Annotated in this window: 18 protein-coding genes and 1 rRNA gene; 16 read left to right on the top strand and 3 right to left on the bottom strand. The window is 52.9% G+C overall.

All coding sequences use genetic code 11. The features are described from left to right. The 8 genes from folE (at position 1) to murQ (ending at position 7,873) form a co-directional block, all read left to right on the top strand. Positions 1-591, top strand: coding sequence for a GTP cyclohydrolase I FolE (gene folE / locus FPZ49_RS08880; RefSeq protein ID WP_144845678.1), 591 nt, complete (start codon positions 1-3; stop codon positions 589-591). Between the two features lie 219 nt (positions 592-810). Further along, positions 811-1,677 carry a MurR/RpiR family transcriptional regulator gene (locus tag FPZ49_RS08875; RefSeq protein WP_144845676.1) on the top strand — a complete coding sequence of 289 codons (867 nt, stop codon included), beginning with the start codon at positions 811-813 and terminating at the stop codon, positions 1,675-1,677. Further along, entirely contained in the window at positions 1,670-2,692 is a 1,023-nt protein-coding gene (locus FPZ49_RS08870; RefSeq protein WP_144845674.1) for a serine hydrolase domain-containing protein, read from the top strand. The genes FPZ49_RS08875 and FPZ49_RS08870 overlap by 8 nt, the downstream gene beginning before the upstream one ends. 41 nt (positions 2,693-2,733) lie before the next feature. Next, on the top strand, positions 2,734-4,029 hold the full coding sequence (locus FPZ49_RS08865) for an ABC transporter substrate-binding protein (protein WP_144845672.1): 1,296 nt from the start codon (positions 2,734-2,736) through the stop codon (positions 4,027-4,029). 47 nt (positions 4,030-4,076) lie between these two features. Then, complete coding sequence (locus FPZ49_RS08860; protein ID WP_144845670.1) at positions 4,077-5,006, top strand: carbohydrate ABC transporter permease; 930 nt, start codon at positions 4,077-4,079, stop codon at positions 5,004-5,006. 18 nt (positions 5,007-5,024) lie between these two features. Beyond that, the gene (locus FPZ49_RS08855; protein ID WP_144845668.1) at positions 5,025-5,849 is read left to right on the top strand and encodes a carbohydrate ABC transporter permease; all 825 of its coding nucleotides are present in this window, start codon (positions 5,025-5,027) and stop codon (positions 5,847-5,849) included. Between the two features lies 1 nt (position 5,850). Further along, positions 5,851-6,894: an N-acetylglucosamine kinase gene (locus FPZ49_RS08850; protein ID WP_144845666.1), complete on the top strand. Its 1,044-nt coding sequence runs from the start codon at positions 5,851-5,853 to the stop codon at positions 6,892-6,894. A gap of 64 nt (positions 6,895-6,958) precedes the next feature. Continuing rightward, complete coding sequence (gene murQ / locus FPZ49_RS08845) at positions 6,959-7,873, top strand: N-acetylmuramic acid 6-phosphate etherase (protein ID WP_144845664.1); 915 nt, start codon at positions 6,959-6,961, stop codon at positions 7,871-7,873. A 52-nt stretch (positions 7,874-7,925) separates the two neighbouring features. Here the strand turns inward: murQ and FPZ49_RS08840 are convergent, their stop codons facing one another. Both FPZ49_RS08840 and FPZ49_RS08835 read right to left on the bottom strand, forming a co-directional pair. Further along, entirely contained in the window at positions 7,926-9,287 is a 1,362-nt protein-coding gene (locus FPZ49_RS08840; protein ID WP_144845662.1) for a Fe-Mn family superoxide dismutase, read from the bottom strand. A 103-nt stretch (positions 9,288-9,390) separates the two neighbouring features. Further along, on the bottom strand, positions 9,391-10,422 hold the full coding sequence (locus tag FPZ49_RS08835) for an alpha/beta hydrolase (RefSeq protein ID WP_144845660.1): 1,032 nt from the start codon (positions 10,420-10,422) through the stop codon (positions 9,391-9,393). A gap of 317 nt (positions 10,423-10,739) precedes the next feature. On the opposite strand from FPZ49_RS08835, the gene FPZ49_RS08830 reads away from it, so the two are divergent. Next, complete coding sequence (locus tag FPZ49_RS08830; RefSeq protein WP_144845658.1) at positions 10,740-11,486, top strand: IclR family transcriptional regulator; 747 nt, start codon at positions 10,740-10,742, stop codon at positions 11,484-11,486. Positions 11,487-11,576: 90 nt separating this feature from the next. On the opposite strand, the gene acnA is transcribed toward FPZ49_RS08830, so the two are convergent. Beyond that, entirely contained in the window at positions 11,577-14,282 is a 2,706-nt protein-coding gene (gene acnA / locus FPZ49_RS08825; protein WP_144845656.1) for an aconitate hydratase AcnA, read from the bottom strand. Between the two features lie 196 nt (positions 14,283-14,478). Between acnA and FPZ49_RS08820 the strand changes: the two genes are divergently transcribed. The 7 genes from FPZ49_RS08820 to FPZ49_RS08790 form a co-directional block, all read left to right on the top strand. Further along, a complete protein-coding gene (locus tag FPZ49_RS08820; RefSeq protein ID WP_144845654.1) occupies positions 14,479-15,495 on the top strand; it encodes an amidase domain-containing protein in 1,017 nt (338 codons plus the stop codon). Between the two features lie 58 nt (positions 15,496-15,553). Then, positions 15,554-16,696, top strand: coding sequence for a D-alanine--D-alanine ligase (locus FPZ49_RS08815; protein WP_144845652.1), 1,143 nt, complete (start codon positions 15,554-15,556; stop codon positions 16,694-16,696). 74 nt (positions 16,697-16,770) lie between these two features. After that, positions 16,771-17,094: a hypothetical protein gene (locus FPZ49_RS08810; RefSeq protein WP_144845650.1), complete on the top strand. Its 324-nt coding sequence runs from the start codon at positions 16,771-16,773 to the stop codon at positions 17,092-17,094. 137 nt (positions 17,095-17,231) lie between these two features. Next, positions 17,232-18,233, top strand: a complete 1,002-nt coding sequence (uvsE, locus tag FPZ49_RS08805) for a UV DNA damage repair endonuclease UvsE (protein ID WP_144845647.1) — start codon at positions 17,232-17,234, stop codon at positions 18,231-18,233. Positions 18,234-18,319: 86 nt separating this feature from the next. Next, complete coding sequence (gene fabI / locus FPZ49_RS08800) at positions 18,320-19,087, top strand: enoyl-ACP reductase FabI (RefSeq protein WP_144845645.1); 768 nt, start codon at positions 18,320-18,322, stop codon at positions 19,085-19,087. Positions 19,088-19,311: 224 nt separating this feature from the next. Continuing rightward, positions 19,312-20,172 carry an inositol monophosphatase family protein gene (locus tag FPZ49_RS08795; protein ID WP_144845643.1) on the top strand — a complete coding sequence of 287 codons (861 nt, stop codon included), beginning with the start codon at positions 19,312-19,314 and terminating at the stop codon, positions 20,170-20,172. Between the two features lie 336 nt (positions 20,173-20,508). Then, positions 20,509-20,629, top strand: a 16S ribosomal RNA gene (locus FPZ49_RS08790); the annotation flags it as partial.

Raw genomic sequence — 20,629 nt, 5'->3', positions numbered from 1 at the left:
ATGCCGGCGAAGGAATATAAGAATACCCGTGTCGCGGACAATCGCGAGCAGGTGGAGCATCACGTGCGGGAGATTTTGCGGTTGATCGGCGAGGATGTCGATCGGGAGGGGCTGCTGGATACCCCGGCGCGTGTAACGCGGATGTATGAAGAGATTTTTGCAGGCTATGAAGCGGATTTTCACGACATATTAGGTGTCGCATTCGATGAGAAGCACGAAGAGCTGGTCATCGTAAAGGATATCGTGTATTACAGCCAATGCGAGCACCATATGGCGCCGTTCTTTGGGAAGATCCATATCGGCTATATCCCGAGCGGAAAAATTGCCGGACTCAGCAAATTCGCTCGCCTGGTCGAGGCGGTTACGCGCCGTCTGCAGGTACAGGAGCGGATTACGTCGGAGATTGCGGATATCATTACGAACGTGCTGGAGCCGCACGGCTGCATGGTGGTCGTCGAAGGCGAGCACTTGTGCATGTGCGCCCGCGGTGTGAAGAAGCCAGGTAGCAAGACGGTCACGTCAGCAGCGCGCGGAATTTTTCGGGACAATGCCGCTACCCGCGGTGAGTTTATGGCGCTGATCAAGGAATAAGGAAAATAACGAAAGCTTGGACCCATGGGACTGACCCCTGTATGTGAGACAGAGGTCGGTTCCCGATACAGGGTTCAAGCTTTTTTTTGTGTCCGCATAGAGACAAGTAAGAAACAATATTTCAAAAAAAACTTTACAATATGAAATAATGTTCATTATAATATGAGTATGAGTTGGGGATTTACTAAAGAGAAATCAATTGAAGCTTAAGCGCAGAGGATGATTCACATGTTAAAGGGTGGATTAGTCAGCATAGAAGCCGCCATGGGCAGTCTGAAGCCAATGGAGCGCAAAGCGGCGGAATATATTTTGCAGCACCCGGAGAAGGTGGTCGGCCTGTCTGTACAGAAGCTGGCTGAGTATGCCGAGGTGAGTGAAGCTACAATCGTCAGGCTGTCTCGCTCACTCCACTACAAAGGGTTTCAAGAGCTGAAGCTGCGGATCGCCGGCGATTTATCCCAAGCGTCCCTGCCTGCAGAGTCGTATCAGGAAATTCGTACGGACGGCTCCATCACGCATCTCATTGAGTCGGTATCCAATAACAACATCGTTTCCATTCAGGATACCCTAACGATGCTCTCACCGGAGAGCGTAGAGAAGGCGATTGCGGCACTAAGTGCAGCGAGAAAGGTCGGCATTTTCGGCGTCGGTGCCTCGGCGATCATCGCAGAGGATTTTAAGCAGAAGCTATCGCGGATTAACCGCTGGTGCGAGATAGGGGCAGGGTTCGATGCGCAAGCGACCATTGCGGCGAATTTGCTCCCGGGCGATGTGGTTTTCGGGATATCCTACTCTGGGCAGACCGAGGACATGATCCGTACACTGGAGATTGCCAAGGAGAACGGAGCCGTCGTCATCACCTTGACCCGTTTCGGCTCGAATCCGGTTTCGGAGCTGGCGGACATTCGCTTGTTTACAAGCACCTTGGAGAAAAGCATTCGAAGCGGCGCCATGGCATCCCGAATTGCACAGCTCAATGTCATCGACATTTTGTATGTGGGTATAGCGGGCTGCCATTACGAGGAAAGCGTGCAATCGCTGGAGAAGACACGTCAGGCCGTAAAGGCGGGCAAGCGCAATGGATAAGGTGGATCGCTTAATTGAAGGCTGGATTAGCGAAGGGCTTTTGCCCGGAGCTGTTATCGACATTGCGATTTGTAATCGCTTCCGGTTCAGCAAAGCATACGGAACTTATTCCGATGGCATCAAGCGCACGGAGGTTCAGCTGGATACGCTATTCGATATCGCTTCGCTGACGAAGGTCACGGCCACGCTGCCGGCGGTATTACTGCTTGCAGATGCGGGGAAGCTGAAGCTGGATCATCCCGCTCAGGAGTATCTGCGTGAATTCTGTCAGCCGCAGGTGACACTTCGCCACCTGCTCCAGCATGCCGCCGGGCTGCCGGCGGATTTACCGGTCGTTCCGCGTCATGCGCAGCGGCCTGGATTACTGGGTGAAATCTTCGGCGCTCAGCTCGATTTTCCACCTGGTGAGAGCACTCGCTACAGCGACCTCGGCATGATTCTGCTCGGGCTCGTTGTGGAACGTGTGGCTGGCGAGCGCCTGGATCGATTCGTCAGCCGAACGATTTTCGAGCCGCTGGGTATGCGGGATACGATGTATACCCCTCCACAAGAGCTGCGGCATCGGATCGCCGCTACGGAATGGGTGGATGAAGCGTACGTCCATGGTGAAGTGCACGACGAGAAGAGCTTTCATCTCGGTGGCGTGTCCGGCAGTGCGGGCTTATTCTCCACAGCGAGCGACCTTACACGCTATGCGTCTTGGTGGCTGCAGGCAGAACGTCATCCCCTTCTGTCGTCTTCGCAAAGGACTGAAGCCGTTGGTTCCCCGGTTCGCGGGCGCGGCCTCGGCTGGGAGGTGCTGCAAGAGACTCCGTTTTCCCCGAGTGCCGGGAAGAGCTGGCCTTTGGGCAGCTATGGACACACGGGCTTTACCGGCACGAGCTTATGGATCGAGCCGGAACGCGGCTTGAGCGTCGTTTTTCTGACCAATGCCGTCCATCTCGGACGAGGCAATCGGATTCGCGAGTTTCGACCGATTTTGCATGATACGGTTTTGTCCTTGTGTTCATCATAAGGTTAAACATAGAAGCACAAATTAAAGGGAGGCTTTTTTCTATGAAACGTGTACTTAGTGGGGCATTAACGATCGTCGCTGCAACTTCCATGCTGGCCGCGTGCAGCAGCAACAATACCAACACGGCACAACCGAACACTACCACCACCCCTGCACCAGCCGCCAATCAAGAAAAAGTAAAGCTGACAATCGGCAGCTGGCGGACAGAAGATGTCGATGCCTATGCCAAAATCATCGCCGAATTTAAGAAGAGCAACCCGAACATTGATTTGGAATTTAAACCGACTAAAAATACAGAATACAACACAGCCTTGAACACGGCTCTACAAAGCGGCAGCGGTCCGGATATCATTCACCTTCGTCCATACGCAGCAGGCGCAGCGTTGGCGGATGCAGGCTACTTGGAGCCGCTCGATAATATCAAAGGCATGAGCGTGTTTTCGAAGGATACACTGCTTGCAGCTACAGGCAGCAACGGCAAGGTTTACGGTGTGCCTACGGTATTCAGCTCGACGCAAGTGTTTTACAACAAGAAAATTTTCCAGAAATACAATCTGCAAGAGCCAAAAACCTTCGACGACCTGATTAAAATCGCGGATACGCTGAAGAAAAATAAAGTGACCCCGTTCGCATTCGGCTCCAAAGAAGGCTGGATCCTTTCCTTGACGCAAGGTGCGCTCGGACCGTCCGTATACGGTACCGATTTTGTGAAGAAAATTCTGTCTGGCGATGCCAACTTCAAGAGCCCTGAATTCGTGAATTCCATGAAGCAAATGAAGGATTTGACGCCTTATTTCCCTGACAACTACGTTGGAATCAGCATGGACGACATGCGGAACATGTTTGTAACAGAGCAGGCTGCCATGATGATCATGGGTGACTGGGAGTACGCGGTCATGAAGAAGACGAATCCGGATCTGCAAATGGATGTGTTTCCAGTGCCGCCGGTGAAAGCGGATGGCAAGCCAACGGTAACGACTTGGGTGGACGGATCGTTTGCAGTGAACGCGAAGTCTGCACACAAGCAAGAAGCGCTGAAATTTATGGAGTTCTTGACGACGAAAGAGTTCGGTACGCTGGCTGTTAACGAGCTGCAAAAACCAAGCACGATCCCTGGCATTGCGGCTAAAGATCCGCTGGTAGCAAAAATCTCGAAATATGCTGACACGATCTCCACACCTTATGCAGCCGTTGTATATTTCGGCTCGGGTAACCCAACGACGAAAGCAACGTTGGAAAACTCGCTTCAAGGCATGTATTTGAACAAATTGACACCAGAGCAAGTAACAGATGATGTTCAAAAGAGTGCGGATACATGGTTCAAGCCTAAGAAATAATCGCAATGAAGCTAGCTTTGCTATTAAGCTAAGAAAGGTGTGGGGGCATGAATAACTTGGCCAAATCGTCCGGGTGGAAAAAGGGAGCAGTTCATCTGTTCCCGATTCCTGCCCTCGCAATTTACACTTTGTTCGTGATTTATCCGATTGCGGCGGCGTTCGGGTACAGCTTCTACGATTGGAAAGGGCTTATTCGCGGACAGTTCGTGGGGCTTGCCAATTTTGTAGATTTGTTCACCAAAGAGCCGTTCAATCATTTGTTCTGGAATGCCTTCGGGCATAACTTGTACTACTTCGTGATCGAGATGCTGGTGCAGAACGTGTTCGCGTTTATTCTCGCCTATCTCATCTACAGCAAGGTGAAGGGCGCAGGCTTTTTGAAAATGGCGTACTTTTTACCCCGGCTGCTCTCGGTCATCGTCGTAGGCTTCTTATGGAAGCTGATGCTCAATCCGAATAACGGCGTAGTCAATGTGCTGCTCAAAAAGATCGGGCTGGTGTCCTGGGCCAAACCTTGGCTCGGGGACCCGGCTACGGCGCTAACTTCAATTACGATCGTCAACAGCTGGTTCGGCGTGGGCTTTACGATGCTGATTTTCCTGGCCGGCCTTCAGGCCATTTCGGTGGAAGTCCTTGAAGCGGCGCGGCTGGATGGAGTCCAAGGCTTCCGTCTGATCCGCTCCATGATCCTGCCGATGATGAGCCAGTCGCTCATTATCGTGACGGTATTTACGTTTATTCATGCGTTCGAAGCGTTTGAGCTCATTTATGCCATGGAAGGCTCGCAAGGGGAGCCTTACAACACGACCGATACACTGGCGGTATTCTTCTATCGCATCGCTTTCGGCGGTTCGTCGGGCGGCGATTCCGTTGCACTGGGTCTAGGTTCGGCGCTAGCGGTAGTCCTGTTCTTTATTATTGCCACGATTTCCGGCTTGTTCCTGTACTTTACCCGTAATCAGCAGGCACAAAACTAAGAGAGGAGGCAGATCTTAATGAAAACGAATCGCTCATTTCGGGGATTCCAATACGTACTCGCGTACTTGGGAGCACTGGTCAGTTTGTATCCGATTTTCCTGATGCTGACCTCCTCTTTAAAAACCAACATTCAGATTTTGAAAAATCCGCTGTCGCTGCCATCCACCATGTCGTTCACAGCGTACAGCAAGCTGCTGAAGCAGATTCCGTTTGCAACGTATTTTTGGAACAGCGCGGTCGTCAGTGTCCTGTCTGTGGCTCTGATTTTGCTGTTCGCGGTCATGGCTTCGTTTTATATTGCCAGATACCCGTTCCGCTGGAACGCAGCACTGTTCTTCTTTTTCCTGTTGGGGATGATGATTCCGATCAAGCTAGGGATCGTCCCTCTGTTTTTATTAATGAAACAGCTGTCCTTGTTGAATAGCCTCTGGTCTTTGATCAGTGTATATACAGCGATCGGGCTGCCGCTTGCGATCCTGATTTTAACCGGCTTCTTTCGGACGCTGCCGAAGGAGCTGGAGGAAGCGGCGAGAATCGACGGAGCGTCGGATTTTGGCGTGATGCTGCATGTATTGGTACCGCTTATCCGTCCCGCCCTGGGAACCGTGATGATTATGAACTTCATCATGGCGTGGAACGATTTCTTTTTCCCGTTAATTTTCGTGCAGGACGATTTGAAAAAGACCATTCCGGTTGGCATGCTTTCGCTGTTCGGTCAGTATTCCACGGATCTGAGTATGCTGTTTGCCGGGTTGACGCTGGCGTCGCTGCCTATGATCGTCTTGTTCTTCCTGGCTTCCAGACAGTTCATGGAAGGTATGACGGCAGGGGCGGTGAAGTAGGATGACGACGGAATCATCCGCGATGGAACGCCGTATGGAGGGCCAACGGTTCATCGGCATTGACGGCGGCGGAACGAAGACGGTATGCATCCTTGGCGAGCCAGACGGCACTATTTTGGCGATGAGCCGAGGGGAATCGAGCAGTGTGAAGTCCCGTCCCTGGGAGGAAGTGCAGCGCGTTCTCCTGACGCTGATTCAGGATGTGCTGGAAAAGACGGGGACACCGGCCTCTCAGCTGGGGGGAGTATTTCTAGGCCTCGCGGGGAGTGATCGTCCGGAGGACCGACAGCGTGTTCAGGATTGGCTGCGTACGGAATTGCCGGATGAAGTGGCGATTACCGTTCATAACGATGCGGTAACGGCCTTGATTGCGGGAACGTGGGGTCAGCGGGGCATAGCGCTCATTTCCGGTACTGGCTCGATTGCTTATGGCTTCGATCCGGCTACCGATACGTTTGTCCGCGTTGGCGGCTGGGGGTACTTGCTTGGCGATGAAGGCAGTGGCTTTGATCTAGGACGGCAGGCGCTGCTCGCCGTCATGCGAGCGTACGATGGCCGAGGGGAAGCCACGGCGTTGACTTCGCTGGTGCTCGATCGTTGGTCGTTGGAGAGACCGGAGCAGCTGATCAATACCATTTATGGACAAGACAATATCCGGACGGCGATTGCGGATGGGTCCAAGCTCGTGGTGCGTGCCGCCGCTGAGGGTGACTCGGTGGCCGTAGGCCTGGTGGAGGAAGCAGTTGAATGCCTGGAAGCATTGGTTCGAACGGCAGCGACGAGAATGGGATTGCCGCTTACGGGTGATCCACTTGCAAGCCATGGCGTGATGACGCTTGTGCTGAGTGGCGGCTTGTTCAATGACGCCTGGTTCTTGAAGCAGTTTCTGGCCACCCCGACGATGCGTACAGGGGCCTTCGATGTGCAGCTTTTGGAGCGTCCTCCTGTGATTGGAGCGTACCTGCTTGCCTTGCAGGAGCATGGTCTTGAATTGACCGAAGCAATGAAGACTCGGATGGAAGCATCGATTACCAGATTATTGTAATCCAGATTATTGTAATAAGGATTGGTTTATATATTGAAATATGTAATGAAGGAGGAAAGGTAACGTGACGCAGAAAGCGAAGCACCATCCGGTAACGGAGCAGAGAAACGAGAAATCACAGCACCTTGACCGCCTGAACGTTCAAGAGATTGTGACGCTAATCAACGAGGAAGACCAGACGGTAGCGCTGAAAGTGAAGGATGCGCTTCCGCAAATCACAGCCGCGATCGAGGCGGTTGTGGAGGTCATGACACGCGGCGGCAGGCTGTTTTATATCGGGGCCGGTACGAGCGGTCGTTTAGGCATCCTAGATGCTTCGGAATGCCCCCCTACCTTCGGCGTATCGCCGGAGCTGGTCAATGGGATCATCGCAGGCGGAGAAGTAGCCATCCGTTCTGCGGTAGAGAATGCGGAGGATGATTCGGAGGAAGGAGCCCGGACGTTGGCTGCTATGGTGCAACCCGGCGATGTCGTGGTCGGGATTGCAGCGAGCGGGACGACGCCATATGTCATTGGCGCGATGCGCGAAGCGAACCGCCTCGGGATTCCGACCGTTGGGATCAGCTGCAACCAGAATGCGCCGCTGAGCGCTGAAGTGAAGTACCCGATTGAGGTCGCGGTCGGTCCGGAGATCGTTACTGGATCGACACGGCTTAAGGCGGGCACCGCACAGAAAATGGTGCTCAACATGATATCGACCACCGCCATGATCAGGCTGGGGAAAGTCTACGGCAACCTGATGGTCAATATGCAAGCAACCAATCAGAAGCTTCGGGAGCGGATGGTGCGCATCATTCGCGACGCTACAGGTGCCGATGAAGAGTCTGCGCGCCGTGCGGGAATGGAAGCCGGCGGAGATGCACGAATCGCGATTTTGATGATTATGTTTGGTATCGGCAGTGCGCCGGCGGAAGCAGCACTCACGCAAGCGCGTGGACATTTCGGCGAAGCCGTGAATCTGCTAAGCCAAAGCAAGTAAAACCAATAGCTGTCCCTGAACCTTAGGGGACAGCTTTTTTGTATTTTCAAAGTTATAATGGCGGCCACCGGAGACTGCACGCGCTAACATATCGCGCCTCTACATAATCCCAATTCACGAGGTTCCACCAGGCGGAGATATAGCTGGAACGATCATGAGCATATTGGTGGTAATAGGCGTGCTCCCACACATCCAGCACGAGGAGGGGAAGTACCTCCCATGGAGAGAGGTACTGGTGCTTCTCGGTTTGCAAAACTTCCAGCCGATGACTGCGGGGGCTCCAGACGAGCAGCACCCAGCCTCCGCCCTCCACTTGTGAGGCGGCGGCGCTGAAATGCTCACGGAACGATTCGAAGCTGCCAAAGCTTCGCTTCATCTCGGCTTCTAGAGCGCCCTTCGGTTCGCCGCCCCCCTTTGGCTTCATGCTGTGCCAGAAGAGGGTATGCAGATAATGCCCTGCACCATGAAGGTCTAAAGCTCGCTGCCAATGGCGGAGAAACGAGAAATCACCGCACTCCCGCGCCTCAGCCAGCCTGATCTCCGCTTGGTTCAAGCCATCAACATAGCGCTGATGATGGACGGCATGGTGCACCTGTATCGTTGCGGCATCCATGTAAGGCTCCAGCGCCGAGTAAGGATAAGGCAGAGGTGGCAGGCGATGACCACCGATGGGCACTGGAGGGACGGTAGATGGCTCGAGACCGGACCAAACTCCCTCTTGGGTAGCGGTAAGATCAACGGCCGGACCAAGGTTAGAAGCAGCAGCGAGCAGCGAAACCCTCTCGAGTTGCGGCTCCTCCTGAGCAATCCCATGAATATGTAGATAAACCCGCTCTTCTTTCTCTTTACTCCGAGCGGCTGGTGTCACCTTCCCCAAACCTGAACTCGAACCTGAACCTAAACCTGAACCCGAGCCCGATCCTGCCTCGGAGCGAGTCACCTGCCCACCACCCGCACCACTCATCGCCCCTGCAGGAGCCTCAGTCATTTCTGGGGCCGACTCCAGCCTACTTAGAAGGTCAAGGAAATACTCCGATTGACGAATCATATGCTTAACGTTTTTTTGGGCTGCAGAGTGCTTTTTTAGCGGATCGCTATGCTTGGTTAACAGCTGCAGGTGCTTGACATATTCCTGGGATTGAGCGATTGCTGTCCTCACCAACTCGTCCACTCGCGTGCCAATATAAGGGCTGACTGGCCCTTTGGAGTGCTGAATCGTTTCCCTCCACTGCTCCGCGTCTTCTGCGGTTTCGCGAAACAGCGCATTCCACTGCTGCAGGAGCGCGACATAGGAGGGCTCCAGCATCGGGACGAGCTCCTGGATCATGGAGGTATGCTCGGCCTCCTGCAGCTTCCAAAATCGGATGTCCTCCAGCACTCGATGAGGCCCCAGAGAACCGTACGTTTCCAACATGAAAAAACCTCCCCATCGTCTCGGGCGGCCACCGGACGCGGTCCGGGCCTTCGAAACATTGTATTCGGGGAGGCGGCAGGCTATGTGCAAGAATGCGTCGGCTCTATCGCGATGAGCCGTACTTCACGGGTGCACTCGGCGTTGAAGACAGCGTTTGGAGGAACCCGGTGGTCATTTGTAAATAAGCGCGTTTATGTGCGCGGTAGATGAGCTCATGCCCATCGCCCTCCAGCAGCCACAGCTGGGAGCCGGAGTCGCTCTTTTGCTGCTGATAGATGCCCTCAGCCATCTCGTAAGGCGCTTTCAAATCCTGCTTGCCATGGATGAAAAAGATCGGCATCGAATACTGCGTTTCTTTGACCGTTTGATACGGAATTTGGTTCAGGCTCACCCCATTGATCAGAGGGAAAAACATATGCACGAGCGGCTGAGAAAACTCCGGAAGATGAGCCGTTTGCTTCATATTGTGATACAAGGTGTCCGGTTCGAGCACAAAGGTGCTGTCGAGGATCATCCCGTCGATGTCCTTCGTTTGAAGCGCAGCCTGCAGGGCGGTACCTGCTCCCATAGAGAAGCCCCAGACGAAGACCTTTTCGGCCCCCCGGTCCTTGGCGTACTGCACGGCCCCGAGGAGCTCATGCGATTCGCGCAGGCCTCCAGTGACATTCCATTGCGGCTGAACGTAGCCGTAGTCGAACATCAGCACGTTGTACCCCAGATTGTGTACGGCTTTGGCCAAGTCGTAGATCGGCACCCAGATTTCTTCGCGGTTGCCGCCATAGCCGTGGGAGAATACAATCGTTTGTCGGGATGTTTCCGACGCCGTCGCAGCCGTAGCCGCAGCCGGAATGTACCATCCGGAGAGCTGGGAAGAATCGTTTAGGCTGGGGAATTGCACATTTTCATACGCAGCCCCGAAAGCCTTCATAGGATTAGATTTCAATGGATCGATATGCGGTCTGGCTAAGGTATAAGCCACAAAGGCATGAAAGGCCATCGTTAAACTAAACAACAAGAGAAGGATCGACAACAGGGCGAAGACCAACCCCCTGTGCCTGCGAACGAGCGATGCCCGTTTAAGGACGGGTGCGGCAGTTTGAGTAACTGGTACGGTAGAATACGAATTAGTCTCCATTCGGGATCCTCCTCTGTTGGCAGCTGTCTGCGAGACATGCCTGCGCTGGTATACTAAAGATGCGGGGGCAAAAAGACTTGTTGGCAGTAAGGATAGAGAGCCTGTTAATTTTATAGTATAAGGGGAAAGGCATAGCGTCAATGCGGATCGAAAAATGTAACCCCCCTGTAATCTCGTTGTAACAGTCGCCAATTCCTGACAATTCCCTCAGCTTATAGAAACAGGTCCAAAGGACTAAAAAGTAATCTACTAAAAAGGGCTAAAATGGGCTATAATAGATTTCAACTAGTGAAACGGTTTTTCGAGGAGTGGTAAGTGTGGAGGATGGAAAGCTGACGGTTCGCGCTGTCGAACGCGCTCTAGATATCTTATTATGTTTTACCGAGGCGGAGGATTTGAGCTTAACGGAAATATCCGTTCGGGTTGGGCTTCATAAGAGCACGGTTCATCGGCTTCTGGCTTCGCTGGAAGGGAAGGGCTTCATCATCCGCAATCCGGCTTCAGAGCGGTATCGGCTCGGCTTCCGCATCTGGGAGCTTTCCGCAAATTTGACGCACAGCGATGATCCGGCACTCATCCTGCTGCCGGAGATGGAGCGGCTCCGCGATCAGCTTGGCGAGACGATCAGCCTCTATGTGCGCGACGGCTTGGAGCGCGTGCGCGTCCAAGCGGTGCAGAGCAACCAAGCGATCCGCCGCGTGGCTCCGATCGGCGCCCGACTGCCGCTGTACGTCGGCGCGTCCAGCAAAGTGCTCGTCGCCTTCGCCGACGCCGCGGTGCAGCAGTCCCTGCTGCACGACGCGTCCCCGTCCCAGGCGGCGGTGTCCCCAGCTGCGTTCCTGCAGCAGCTGGAGGAAGTGCGCACGCTGGGCTACGCCACCAGCGTAGAAGAGCGCGAGCCCGGCGCAGCCGCCGTCGCCGCGCCCATTCTGGCGCGGGGGGAACGGCTGATCGCCGCGCTCGCGGTGAGCGGCCCCTCCAACCGGCTGACGGTGGAGGAGATGAAACACATCGCGCCGACCCTCATGGAGGCGGCGCGCCGCATGGGCAAGATGCTGAAGTAGCCCCTTAGCTTCAGCATCTCCGCCTTTGCATTAACGCAAAAAACCCCCAGCAATCCATAATAGGCTGCTGGGGGTTTTTATTATCCAAAATTACGCCATGATCTGACGCAATACTGTTTGCAGAATACCGCCGTTACGGTAGTAGTCTACATCCACGAAGCTGTCCAGACGAGCGATCACTTCGAAGCTCGAAGTCGAACCGTCAGTCTTCGTTACGTTAACCGTCAGCTTTTGACCCGGTTGAACATCGTTGTTCAGGCCGACGATGTCGAACGTTTCCGTACCCGTCAGACCAAGCGATTTCCAGCTTTGGCCTTCGAGGAACTGCGCAGGCAAGACGCCCATACCAACGAGGTTGGAACGGTGAATCCGCTCGAAGCTCTCCGCAATAACGGCTTTGACGCCAAGCAGGAACGTACCTTTTGCTGCCCAGTCACGGGAGCTTCCTGTACCGTACTCTTTACCTGCGATAACTACGAGGTTAGTGCCTTCGGCTTGATACTTCATGGAAGCATCATAGATGGACATCACTTCGCCGGTTGGCAGGTAAGTGGTTACGCCGCCCTCAGTGCCTGGAGCCACTTGGTTACGAATGCGGATGTTCGCGAACGTACCGCGCATCATAACGTCATGGTTACCACGGCGGGAGCCGTAGGAGTTAAAGTCTTCTTTCTTCACGCCGTGCTCGATCAGGAATTGACCTGCCGGGCTGTCGACTTTGATGTTACCTGCTGGCGAAATGTGGTCCGTAGTAACGGAGTCGCCCATCAGTGCCAATGTTTTAGCGCCGCGAATATCAGTGATGTCGTTCAGTTCTGCACCCAGGTTCTCGAAGAACGGCGGGTTAGCGATATAAGTGGATTCTGGCCACTCATACAGGTCGCCTTCCGGTACGTTGATCGCGTTGAAACGCGGGTTGGAACGGAATACATCGGCATATTTCGCACGGTACATCTCAGGGGTGATAGCGGATTGAATCGCTTCTTGCACCTCTTGGGAAGTAGGCCAGATGTCTTTCAGATAAACGGGCTTATCGTCTTGGTCGTAACCGATCGGATCATTAGCCAGGTCAATGTTAACTGTACCAGCCAGAGCGTAAGCAACAACGAGCGGTGGCGAAGCCAGGTAGTTGGCTTTCACTTGCGCATGTACACGGCCTTCGAAGTTCCGGTTACCGGACAATACAGCCGCTACCGTCATGTCGTTGTCTGCAATCGCTTTGCTGACTTCGTCAGGCAATGGACCGGAGTTACCGATACAAGTTGCGCAGCCATAACCTGCAACGTGGAAGCCGAGGGCTTCGAGAGGCTCGATCAGGCCAGCCTTAGTCAGGTAGTCGGTAACAACCAGGGAGCCTGGCGTCAAGCTGCTCTTCACGTAGCCTGGCTTGCGAAGGCCGCGGGCAACCGCTTTTTTCGCAACGAGACCAGCGCCGAGCATAACGCTTGGGTTGGACGTATTGGTACAGGACGTAATCGCTGCGATAACAACTGCACCAGTACCCATTTGGCTCTTCTCACCGTTCGGATGATCAACGTCAACCACTTCGCCGATTTTCTCGTCGGAGAGGCCGTAGCCGCCTTTTTCGATCGGAGTGCGGATGATGGAGTTGAAGGACTCCTTCATGTTGGTCAGCTCTACGCGGTCTTGAGGACGTTTCGGGCCGGCCAAGCTTGGTACTACCGTGCTCAGATCCAGCTCGATCACATCGCTGAATACAGGATCCGGAGTAGCGTCCGTACGGAACATGCCTTGCTCTTTATAGTAAGCTTCTACGAGCGCGATTTGATCTTCTTCGCGGCCAGTGCTTCTCATGTAGTTCAGGGACTCGGAGTCAACTGGGAAGAAGCCGATCGTTGCGCCGTATTCCGGAGCCATGTTAGCAACCGTTGCGCGGTCAGCCAGGCTGATGTTGGAAAGACCAGGGCCGTAGAATTCAACGAATTTACCTACAACACCTTTTTTACGAAGCATTTGCGTAACCGTCAGAGCCAAGTCCGTTGCTGTTGCGCCTTCAGCCAGCGTACCAGTCAGCTTGAAGCCGATAACTTCTGGAGTTACGAAGTACAGGGGTTGGCCGAGCATACCAGCTTCCGCCTCAATCCCGCCTACGCCCCAGCCAACAACACCGATACCGTTGATCATGGTGGTATGGGAGTCGGTACCTACGAGGGAGTCAGGATAAACAACCGTTTCGCCGTCAACGGTTTTCGTAGCGGCAACCGATGCCAGGTACTCCAGGTTAACTTGGTGAACGATACCTGTATCCGGTGGAACCGCACGGAAGTTGTCAAATGCAGTTTGTGCCCAACGCAGGAATTTATAACGCTCTTCGTTGCGCTCGAATTCGATTTTTTCGTTGAATTCGAGTGCTTCCTTGGAACCGAACGCGTCAACCATAACGGAGTGGTCGATTACAAGGTCAACCGGAACGAGCGGGTTGATGCGCTTAGGATCTCCGCCGGCGCGCTTCATGGTATCTCTCATCGCTGCAAGGTCAACGACAACCGGTACACCGGTGAAGTCTTGCAGTACGATACGAGCAGGAATGAAAGGAATTTCTTTGTTGGCATCGCGCTCGGAAGCCCAGTTTGCGATTTGTTTTACATGGTCGCCAGTAATGGCTTTGCCGTCGAATTGACGGATGGCCGCTTCAAGCAGCACTTTAATGGAAAAAGGCAGGTTCGAAATCGTGCCGTTCCCTTGTGCTTCAAAAGCAGGTAGGCTGTAGTAGTTATACGATTTGCCGCTAACATTTAGCTGCTTGCGGACCGAATAAGTGTCTTGTTTAGACATGGTCGCAGTTCCTCCTTAAATATCGAATCAGCTGCACTCATCTTGTTTCACTTAATGAAACGCGATTTCATAATTAGCTCTATTAACAGTATACATCTGCATGCCCCTCTCGTAAAGGTTGATTTGAATCATTTTTGCATGGCTGCGTTCATATGATTGAAATAATGTTCTCTCATCTGAAAGGGGTCAGGGTGCCATGTCTTGGAAAACAACATTATATGACTACGTCCACAGCCGCAATCAAATGGACATTGATTACTCGGTCGAGCCGCTGCTGCCTGTCGTCAAGGATGAGGCCTATTTAAAAACGCAAGCCAAGCGGCTGGCCCGCCGCGAAGAGACCGATCGGCTGCGCAGGCTCACCCCGGTAAAAAATGAAACCCGTCTCACCATCGCTTCCGTGATCGAGAGGAATGGACGAATGATTGCCGAGATTCAGTTAAAACGAAATATCGTCGGCCAAATCAACTATCAGCCTCACGAAGAGCAGCGGATCGAACGGGAGCGTGTCACCCTGTCCCCATCGGATGCCGGTTATATTATTGAAGCTATCGAACCGGTCGAAACCGAGGAGGCGCTGCGCATTCGTGCCGCCCAGCCTGGCGGTCTAATGGAGGCGGACGATACGTTCGCCGCTGTCGGATTAATGCGAGCTCCATCGGTGCCGTTTCTTAACTATAGCGTCCTTCCCCAGATTCAATATGCGCGAGTTAGCTACAACCGCGCGGAAGCTGTACAGTACGCGGATCAGTGGTGGGATAAATCCAATCCTTCCTACATTAACTTCGAGGTCAACTGCAGCAGCTATGTGTCTCAATGCCTCTTTGCAGGAGGCGCACCGATGAACTATACTGGTAAAAGGAATGCGGGCTGGTGGTACAAAGGCCGCGAGAAAGGCCAAGAGCTCTGGAGCTTTAGCTGGGCTGTCGCCGACAGCTTGCAATTTTATCTGTTGACGAGCCGCAGCGGCTTACGCGCCACAGAAGTTCCGGAAGCCTGGCAGCTGGATATCGGCGATGTGATCAGTTATGACTGGGACGGCGACGGAAGATTCCAGCACAGCACAATCGTAACGGCCAAGGACGCCAACGGCATGCCGCTAGTCAATGCCAACACCGTCAGCAGCAAGCACCGATACTGGAGCTATACGGACTCGCCGGCGTATACGGAACGGACGCGCTACCGGTTATTGCACATTCCAGATACACTGTGATTTTCAATCTTACTAACTTAGGGTTTACCGATTTCACCATAAACATCCGGAGGTTCATATGAGCGACAAAATTCGCGTAGGCTTGATCTACGGAGGCAAATCTGGGGAGCATGAAGTGTCGCTTCAAACCGCGCTTGCCGTTATCAAAGCATTCGATTTGACCAAATACGAAGTTCAACCCTTTTACATAACCAAGCAGGGAGAGTGGCGTTCGGGTCCGCAGTTGACAGGACCTGTCGATTCGGTGGCCGCGCTAACCTTTGGGCAAGCTGCCGAGGGAGAGAATGCGTTCGCTCTTCAGCCATTTTTTGGTTCGGCTCAGACCGTTTCAAGCTCGCAGACTAGCGTGGACCAGACAACTGGGCGCGCTGCCGCAGCCCCGCTAGACGTCGTTTTTCCGCTGCTTCATGGCACATTCGGAGAAGACGGTACGATTCAAGGCCTGCTCGAGATGGCGAATATCGCCTATGTTGGAACAGGTGTGCTCGCGTCTTCCGTAGGGATGGACAAAGTCATGATGAAAAAAGTGTTCGCCCAAGCCGACTTGCCCCAGTGCGTATTCCGCCATACGACGAGAACGCAGTGGGAGAAGGATAACAGCGAGTTTTTAATGGAGATTGAAGTGTCCATCGGATATCCTTGCTTCGTGAAGCCGGCCAATCTGGGCTCAAGTGTAGGGATCAGCAAGGCCAAAAATCGCCAAGAGCTGATGGAAGCGATCAAGGCTGCATTCAAATACGACCGCAAAGTGATTGTCGAAGAATTTATTGACGCTCGGGAAGTCGAAGTAGCGGTGCTCGGCAACGACGAGCCGCTGGCTTCCGTTGTGGGGGAAGTCGTTTCCTCCAGCGAATTTTACGATTACAAAGCAAAATATATCGACGGCAAATCCTCCATGATTATTCCTGCAGAGATTCCGAGCGGCATATCGGATGAGATTCGCGCGTTGGCGATCCGTGCATTCCAGGCGATCGACGGCTCCGGTCTGTCCCGTGTCGACTTTTTCCTGCGCAAAGCGGATTCCGCTATCTTCATTAATGAAATTAATACGATGCCGGGCTTTACCCCATTCAGCATGTATCCGCTGCTGTGGCGTGAGACAGGCAAGCCTTACAGCGAGCTGCTTGATAACCTGATTCAGCTGGCGCTTCAGCGCCATGCGGAGAAGCAGGGGCTCGAATACTCCTTCGACCTGCCTTAATAAGCTCGAGGCTTGCATTTGCTTTTTCGCATGAGTATGCTTAACGGTAAGCACATGCCGAGAGGAGCGAGCCCATGGGATTTCAAACCGAATTCAATTCCGTTTGCAAGTTCAAATCCGAGCAAGAGCTGTATGAGCTGCTGGAGTACGGCCGGGGCAAAATGATGAAAAGCGGCTTCCGCGTCTTCCCCACCGGACAGAAGGTCATTGCGTATACGCCTGATAACCAGGCCATTGCGATCGTGAAGATTGTGGCTTCGATTGCTGAGATCAATTTTCAAGGCGAAGAAGTGACACAGGTGGAGATGGAGCTGGTGCGCAAGTTAAATGACGAAGAGTCGCGCATCCAAACCGCCCTCGCTCACGAAATGTTTTTTGGCGAAGCCACGCAAGCTTAAGCTAACTTCAAGCATACATAAGCATTTTTTTCTCAGGCGCGGTCTGGGAAAAGAGTGCTTTTTTGTATCCGGGGTATTCTAACGAAGAAAAATAACTTGTACACGCCAGGCATGTTGAATCGGGAGCGTGAATGTACGTGATTGTTCGTCTAGGCTATGTAGCCATGTCCGTGATTGTTAAGAATGCCTCGCCTTCCAAAACGATGACTGCCACCAATTTTGCCAAGCTCGAAGACCGGGAAGCGGGGATTCGGAAACTGGAAAGGCTCGCGGAAGAGAATTTGCATAACACATTGCGTCTGCTTAAACATAACAAGGCTCACGATATCGAGATGTACCGTTGCTCCTCCAAGCTGATTCCTCTGATCGGTCATGAGCTGCTAGCGGGCTGGGACCCCTATCCGGTGCTGCAAGAGGCCTTCGCTGAGCTCGGAGCCTACGCTATCGAGAATCGGATGCGGATTAGCTTTCATCCGGATCATTTTACGGTGCTCAGCACGCCCCGGGAGGACGTGCTTGCCAACTCATTTGGCGATTTGGAGCGACATGTTCGCATGCTGGAGGCCATGGGACTGGACGAGTCGGCCAAATGCAACATCCACATCGGCGGAACCTATGGAAACAAGCCGACCGCTCGGGAGCGGTTTGTGAAGCATTTCGGGATGCTGGAGGAACGGATCAAGCGTCGAATGACATTGGAAAACGATGATAAAACCTTTAATGCCCTTGAAACGCTAGAGGTTTGTGAAGAAGTCGGGGCTCCCATGGTACTGGATATCCATCACCATCAGGTCAACCCCTGTGGGGAAACGGCGGAAGCGCTTTGGCCGCGGATCGCTCTAACATGGCAAGGGCAGCAAGAACAGCAGCAACCGAACTCATCCAGCGCGCCTCACCCCCTCCCACCCAAAATACACGTCTCCAGTCCAAAAAACGGGGAGAACGACCGCAGCCACGCCGATTATATTGACTTGCCGGTACTGATTTCATTCTTGCGAGCGATTGCTCATGAAACTCCGCGACTCGACGTGATGCTGGAGGCCAAAATGAAGGATGGCGCTTTGCTGAAGCTCATGGAGACAATCCGCTCGGAGGCCGACGTAAGCGTGTTATCGCAGGCCTCTTTTGAACTTTTGTAGCTTGAAATATTCGGAAAAATGGGTTAATTTGAGAGGGGAACCAATGTACGAGCCCTATTTTTGAGATGAGAGGGGAACGATTGAGCATGAGTTTGGTAGCAGGTAAAAATATAGTTGTGATGGGGGTAGCCAACGATCGGAGTATTGCATGGGCTATCGCTCAATCCTTGGCCAGCCAAGGCGCAAGACTGGTCTTCACCTATGAGAACGAGCGTGTGGAGGAGCGGGTACGGAAACTGGCCGAAACGATTCCGAATTCCTCAATTCTTCCTTGCAATGTGACTGTGGATGCGGATATCGACAGACTGGCGGAAACGCTCAGAGAGCAGTTCGGCGTTCTGCACGGCGTCGTGCACAGCATCGCATTTGCAAAAACCGAAGAGCTGGAAGGCTTGTTCGTAGGCACTTCCCGTGAAGGCTTTGCCCTTGCGCACGATATTAGTGCTTATTCGCTCGTGGCTGTGGCTCAAAAGTTGTACCCGCTCATGACCGAAGGCGGCAGCATCATGACCATGACTTACTTGGGCGCTGAGCGCGCAATGAAGAATTACAACGTCATGGGCGTCGCGAAAGCCGCTTTGGAAGCAAGCGTACGCTATCTGGCGAACGATCTTGGCCAATTCAACATTCGCGTGAACGCGATTTCCGCAGGGCCGATCCGGACGCTTGCGGCGAAAGGCATCAAAGACTTCAACGCGATTTTGAAAACCGTTGAAGAAAAAGCCCCTCTCCGCCGCACAACCGAGACAGCCGAAGTCGGAGATACGGCGTTGTTCCTAATGAGCATCCTTTCCCGTGGGATCACAGGTGAAGTTATTTATGTAGATAGCGGATATCACATTGTCGGCGTGTAAGAACGGATCAGCGTGATCAAACTAAGCCATTCGTCAATCGAGGACGGGTGGCTTTTTTGTTAATTTACACGATGTATTTTGGGTGAAACTCCGTAGAATAATTTTCGTATTATCACTATACTGGGAAGTACATTCATTACTTGATAAGTGGGATCGTTTTATGACATCAATAATCAATGCGATGAATCGTTTATGTGAACGAATACTGTCAAAGGACTGATATTATGTCTAATCAGAATACTACGGTATTTTCTGTGGGAAGCAAAAACTTTACCGCTGTTGCCATCAATACCGCCTCGAAAGCCGGAGAGTGGATTCAGAGTAAACTCGGGGATTTCAACAGCTTACATACCAAGTACTCGATGCATGATTTGGTGACTGAGGTGGACAAAGGCGCGGAGAAGATGATCCGCAATCTCATTCAAACGCATTTTCCTACCCATGCCATTTTGGGCGAGGAAGGGGTGGAGCCGGGCCCGGCCGCTTCTCAGAAAGCATTGGATGAAGCCAGCCACGAGGAATACCTCTGGATCGTGGATCCGCTGGACGGGACTACGAACTTTGTGCACGGCTTTCCTTTTTTCTCGGTTTCCATAGCGCTAGCCTACAAGGGTGAAGTAATTGTAGGTGTCGTATACGACCCGATGCACGACGAGCTGTATGTAGCAGAGAAGGGCAAGGGTGCCTATGTGAAAGGAAAGCGGATGAAAGTATCCCTCGAGCAAAAGCTAAGCGACAGCCTAATCGCCACGGGCTTCCCTGCCGACAGACAGATGGCGCTCCCTACGAATATGCGTGGAGTGCAAGCACTCACTACCAAGGTGCGGAATCTCCGCGTTGCCGGCTCGGCAGCCTTGCACATGGCCTATGTGGCGGCAGGACGTTTGAGCGGGTTTTGGGAAATCGGATTGAATGCATGGGACGTCGCGGCCGGTGCACTGTTGATCTCCGAATCCGGTGGGAAAGTAACGGACACATTAGGGAACCCATACAGCCTTCAGGTACGGAATATCCTTTGCTCGAACGGCCAGATCCATGATGAGTTCTCTGCAGAGCTGGTCGCTGCCGAAGCCACCGGATTCTAAATAACATGAATCATTAAAAGCATGAACCCCTGGTTTATGCTTTTTTATTTAGGGGTTGCAATTACTTTATGGGCGTGATATATTGTTCTTCCGGCCAACGAGCCGGGTGATGCAAGCGAGTAATCAACGGATTACGAAAAAGAATTTTTTAAAAAAAGCTTGCATAGTTGATTGAAGATGTGATATATTAATCAAGTCGCTTTTGACGAGGTTGTCGAAAACGAAGAGAGATAATCACGAAATTGCCCTTTGAAAACTGAACATCGAGTGAGTGCAATAAATAAGAGAATGCAAATTCTCGCCAGCAGTAAATTTTTGAGCTATATCGACTCAACTTTAATGGAGAGTTTGATCCTGGCTCAGGACGAACGCTGGCGGCGTGCCTAATACATGCAAGTCGAGCGAGGGTCTTCGGACCCTAGCGGCGGACGGGTGAGTAACACGTAGGCAACCTGCC

Source organism: Paenibacillus cremeus (assembly GCF_007786445.1).
Classification (GTDB): Bacteria; Bacillota; Bacilli; order Paenibacillales; family NBRC-103111; genus Paenibacillus_G; species Paenibacillus_G cremeus.
This window is presented reverse-complemented; position numbering and strand designations above follow the sequence as displayed.

Coding starts and splice junctions, on each gene's coding strand:
- FPZ49_RS08810 (WP_144845650.1), top strand. CDS start 16,771: ATGGGATTTCAAACCGAATTCAATTCCGTTTGCAAGTTCAAATCCGAG.
- FPZ49_RS08865 (WP_144845672.1), top strand. CDS start 2,734: ATGAAACGTGTACTTAGTGGGGCATTAACGATCGTCGCTGCAACTTCC.
- fabI (WP_144845645.1), top strand. CDS start 18,320: ATGAGTTTGGTAGCAGGTAAAAATATAGTTGTGATGGGGGTAGCCAAC.
- FPZ49_RS08860 (WP_144845670.1), top strand. CDS start 4,077: ATGAATAACTTGGCCAAATCGTCCGGGTGGAAAAAGGGAGCAGTTCAT.
- FPZ49_RS08815 (WP_144845652.1), top strand. CDS start 15,554: ATGAGCGACAAAATTCGCGTAGGCTTGATCTACGGAGGCAAATCTGGG.
- FPZ49_RS08820 (WP_144845654.1), top strand. CDS start 14,479: ATGTCTTGGAAAACAACATTATATGACTACGTCCACAGCCGCAATCAA.
- FPZ49_RS08835 (WP_144845660.1), bottom strand. CDS start 10,422: ATGGAGACTAATTCGTATTCTACCGTACCAGTTACTCAAACTGCCGCA.
- FPZ49_RS08855 (WP_144845668.1), top strand. CDS start 5,025: ATGAAAACGAATCGCTCATTTCGGGGATTCCAATACGTACTCGCGTAC.
- FPZ49_RS08870 (WP_144845674.1), top strand. CDS start 1,670: ATGGATAAGGTGGATCGCTTAATTGAAGGCTGGATTAGCGAAGGGCTT.
- folE (WP_144845678.1), top strand. CDS start 1: ATGCCGGCGAAGGAATATAAGAATACCCGTGTCGCGGACAATCGCGAG.
- FPZ49_RS08795 (WP_144845643.1), top strand. CDS start 19,312: ATGTCTAATCAGAATACTACGGTATTTTCTGTGGGAAGCAAAAACTTT.
- FPZ49_RS08850 (WP_144845666.1), top strand. CDS start 5,851: ATGACGACGGAATCATCCGCGATGGAACGCCGTATGGAGGGCCAACGG.
- acnA (WP_144845656.1), bottom strand. CDS start 14,282: ATGTCTAAACAAGACACTTATTCGGTCCGCAAGCAGCTAAATGTTAGC.
- FPZ49_RS08875 (WP_144845676.1), top strand. CDS start 811: ATGATTCACATGTTAAAGGGTGGATTAGTCAGCATAGAAGCCGCCATG.
- FPZ49_RS08840 (WP_144845662.1), bottom strand. CDS start 9,287: ATGTTGGAAACGTACGGTTCTCTGGGGCCTCATCGAGTGCTGGAGGAC.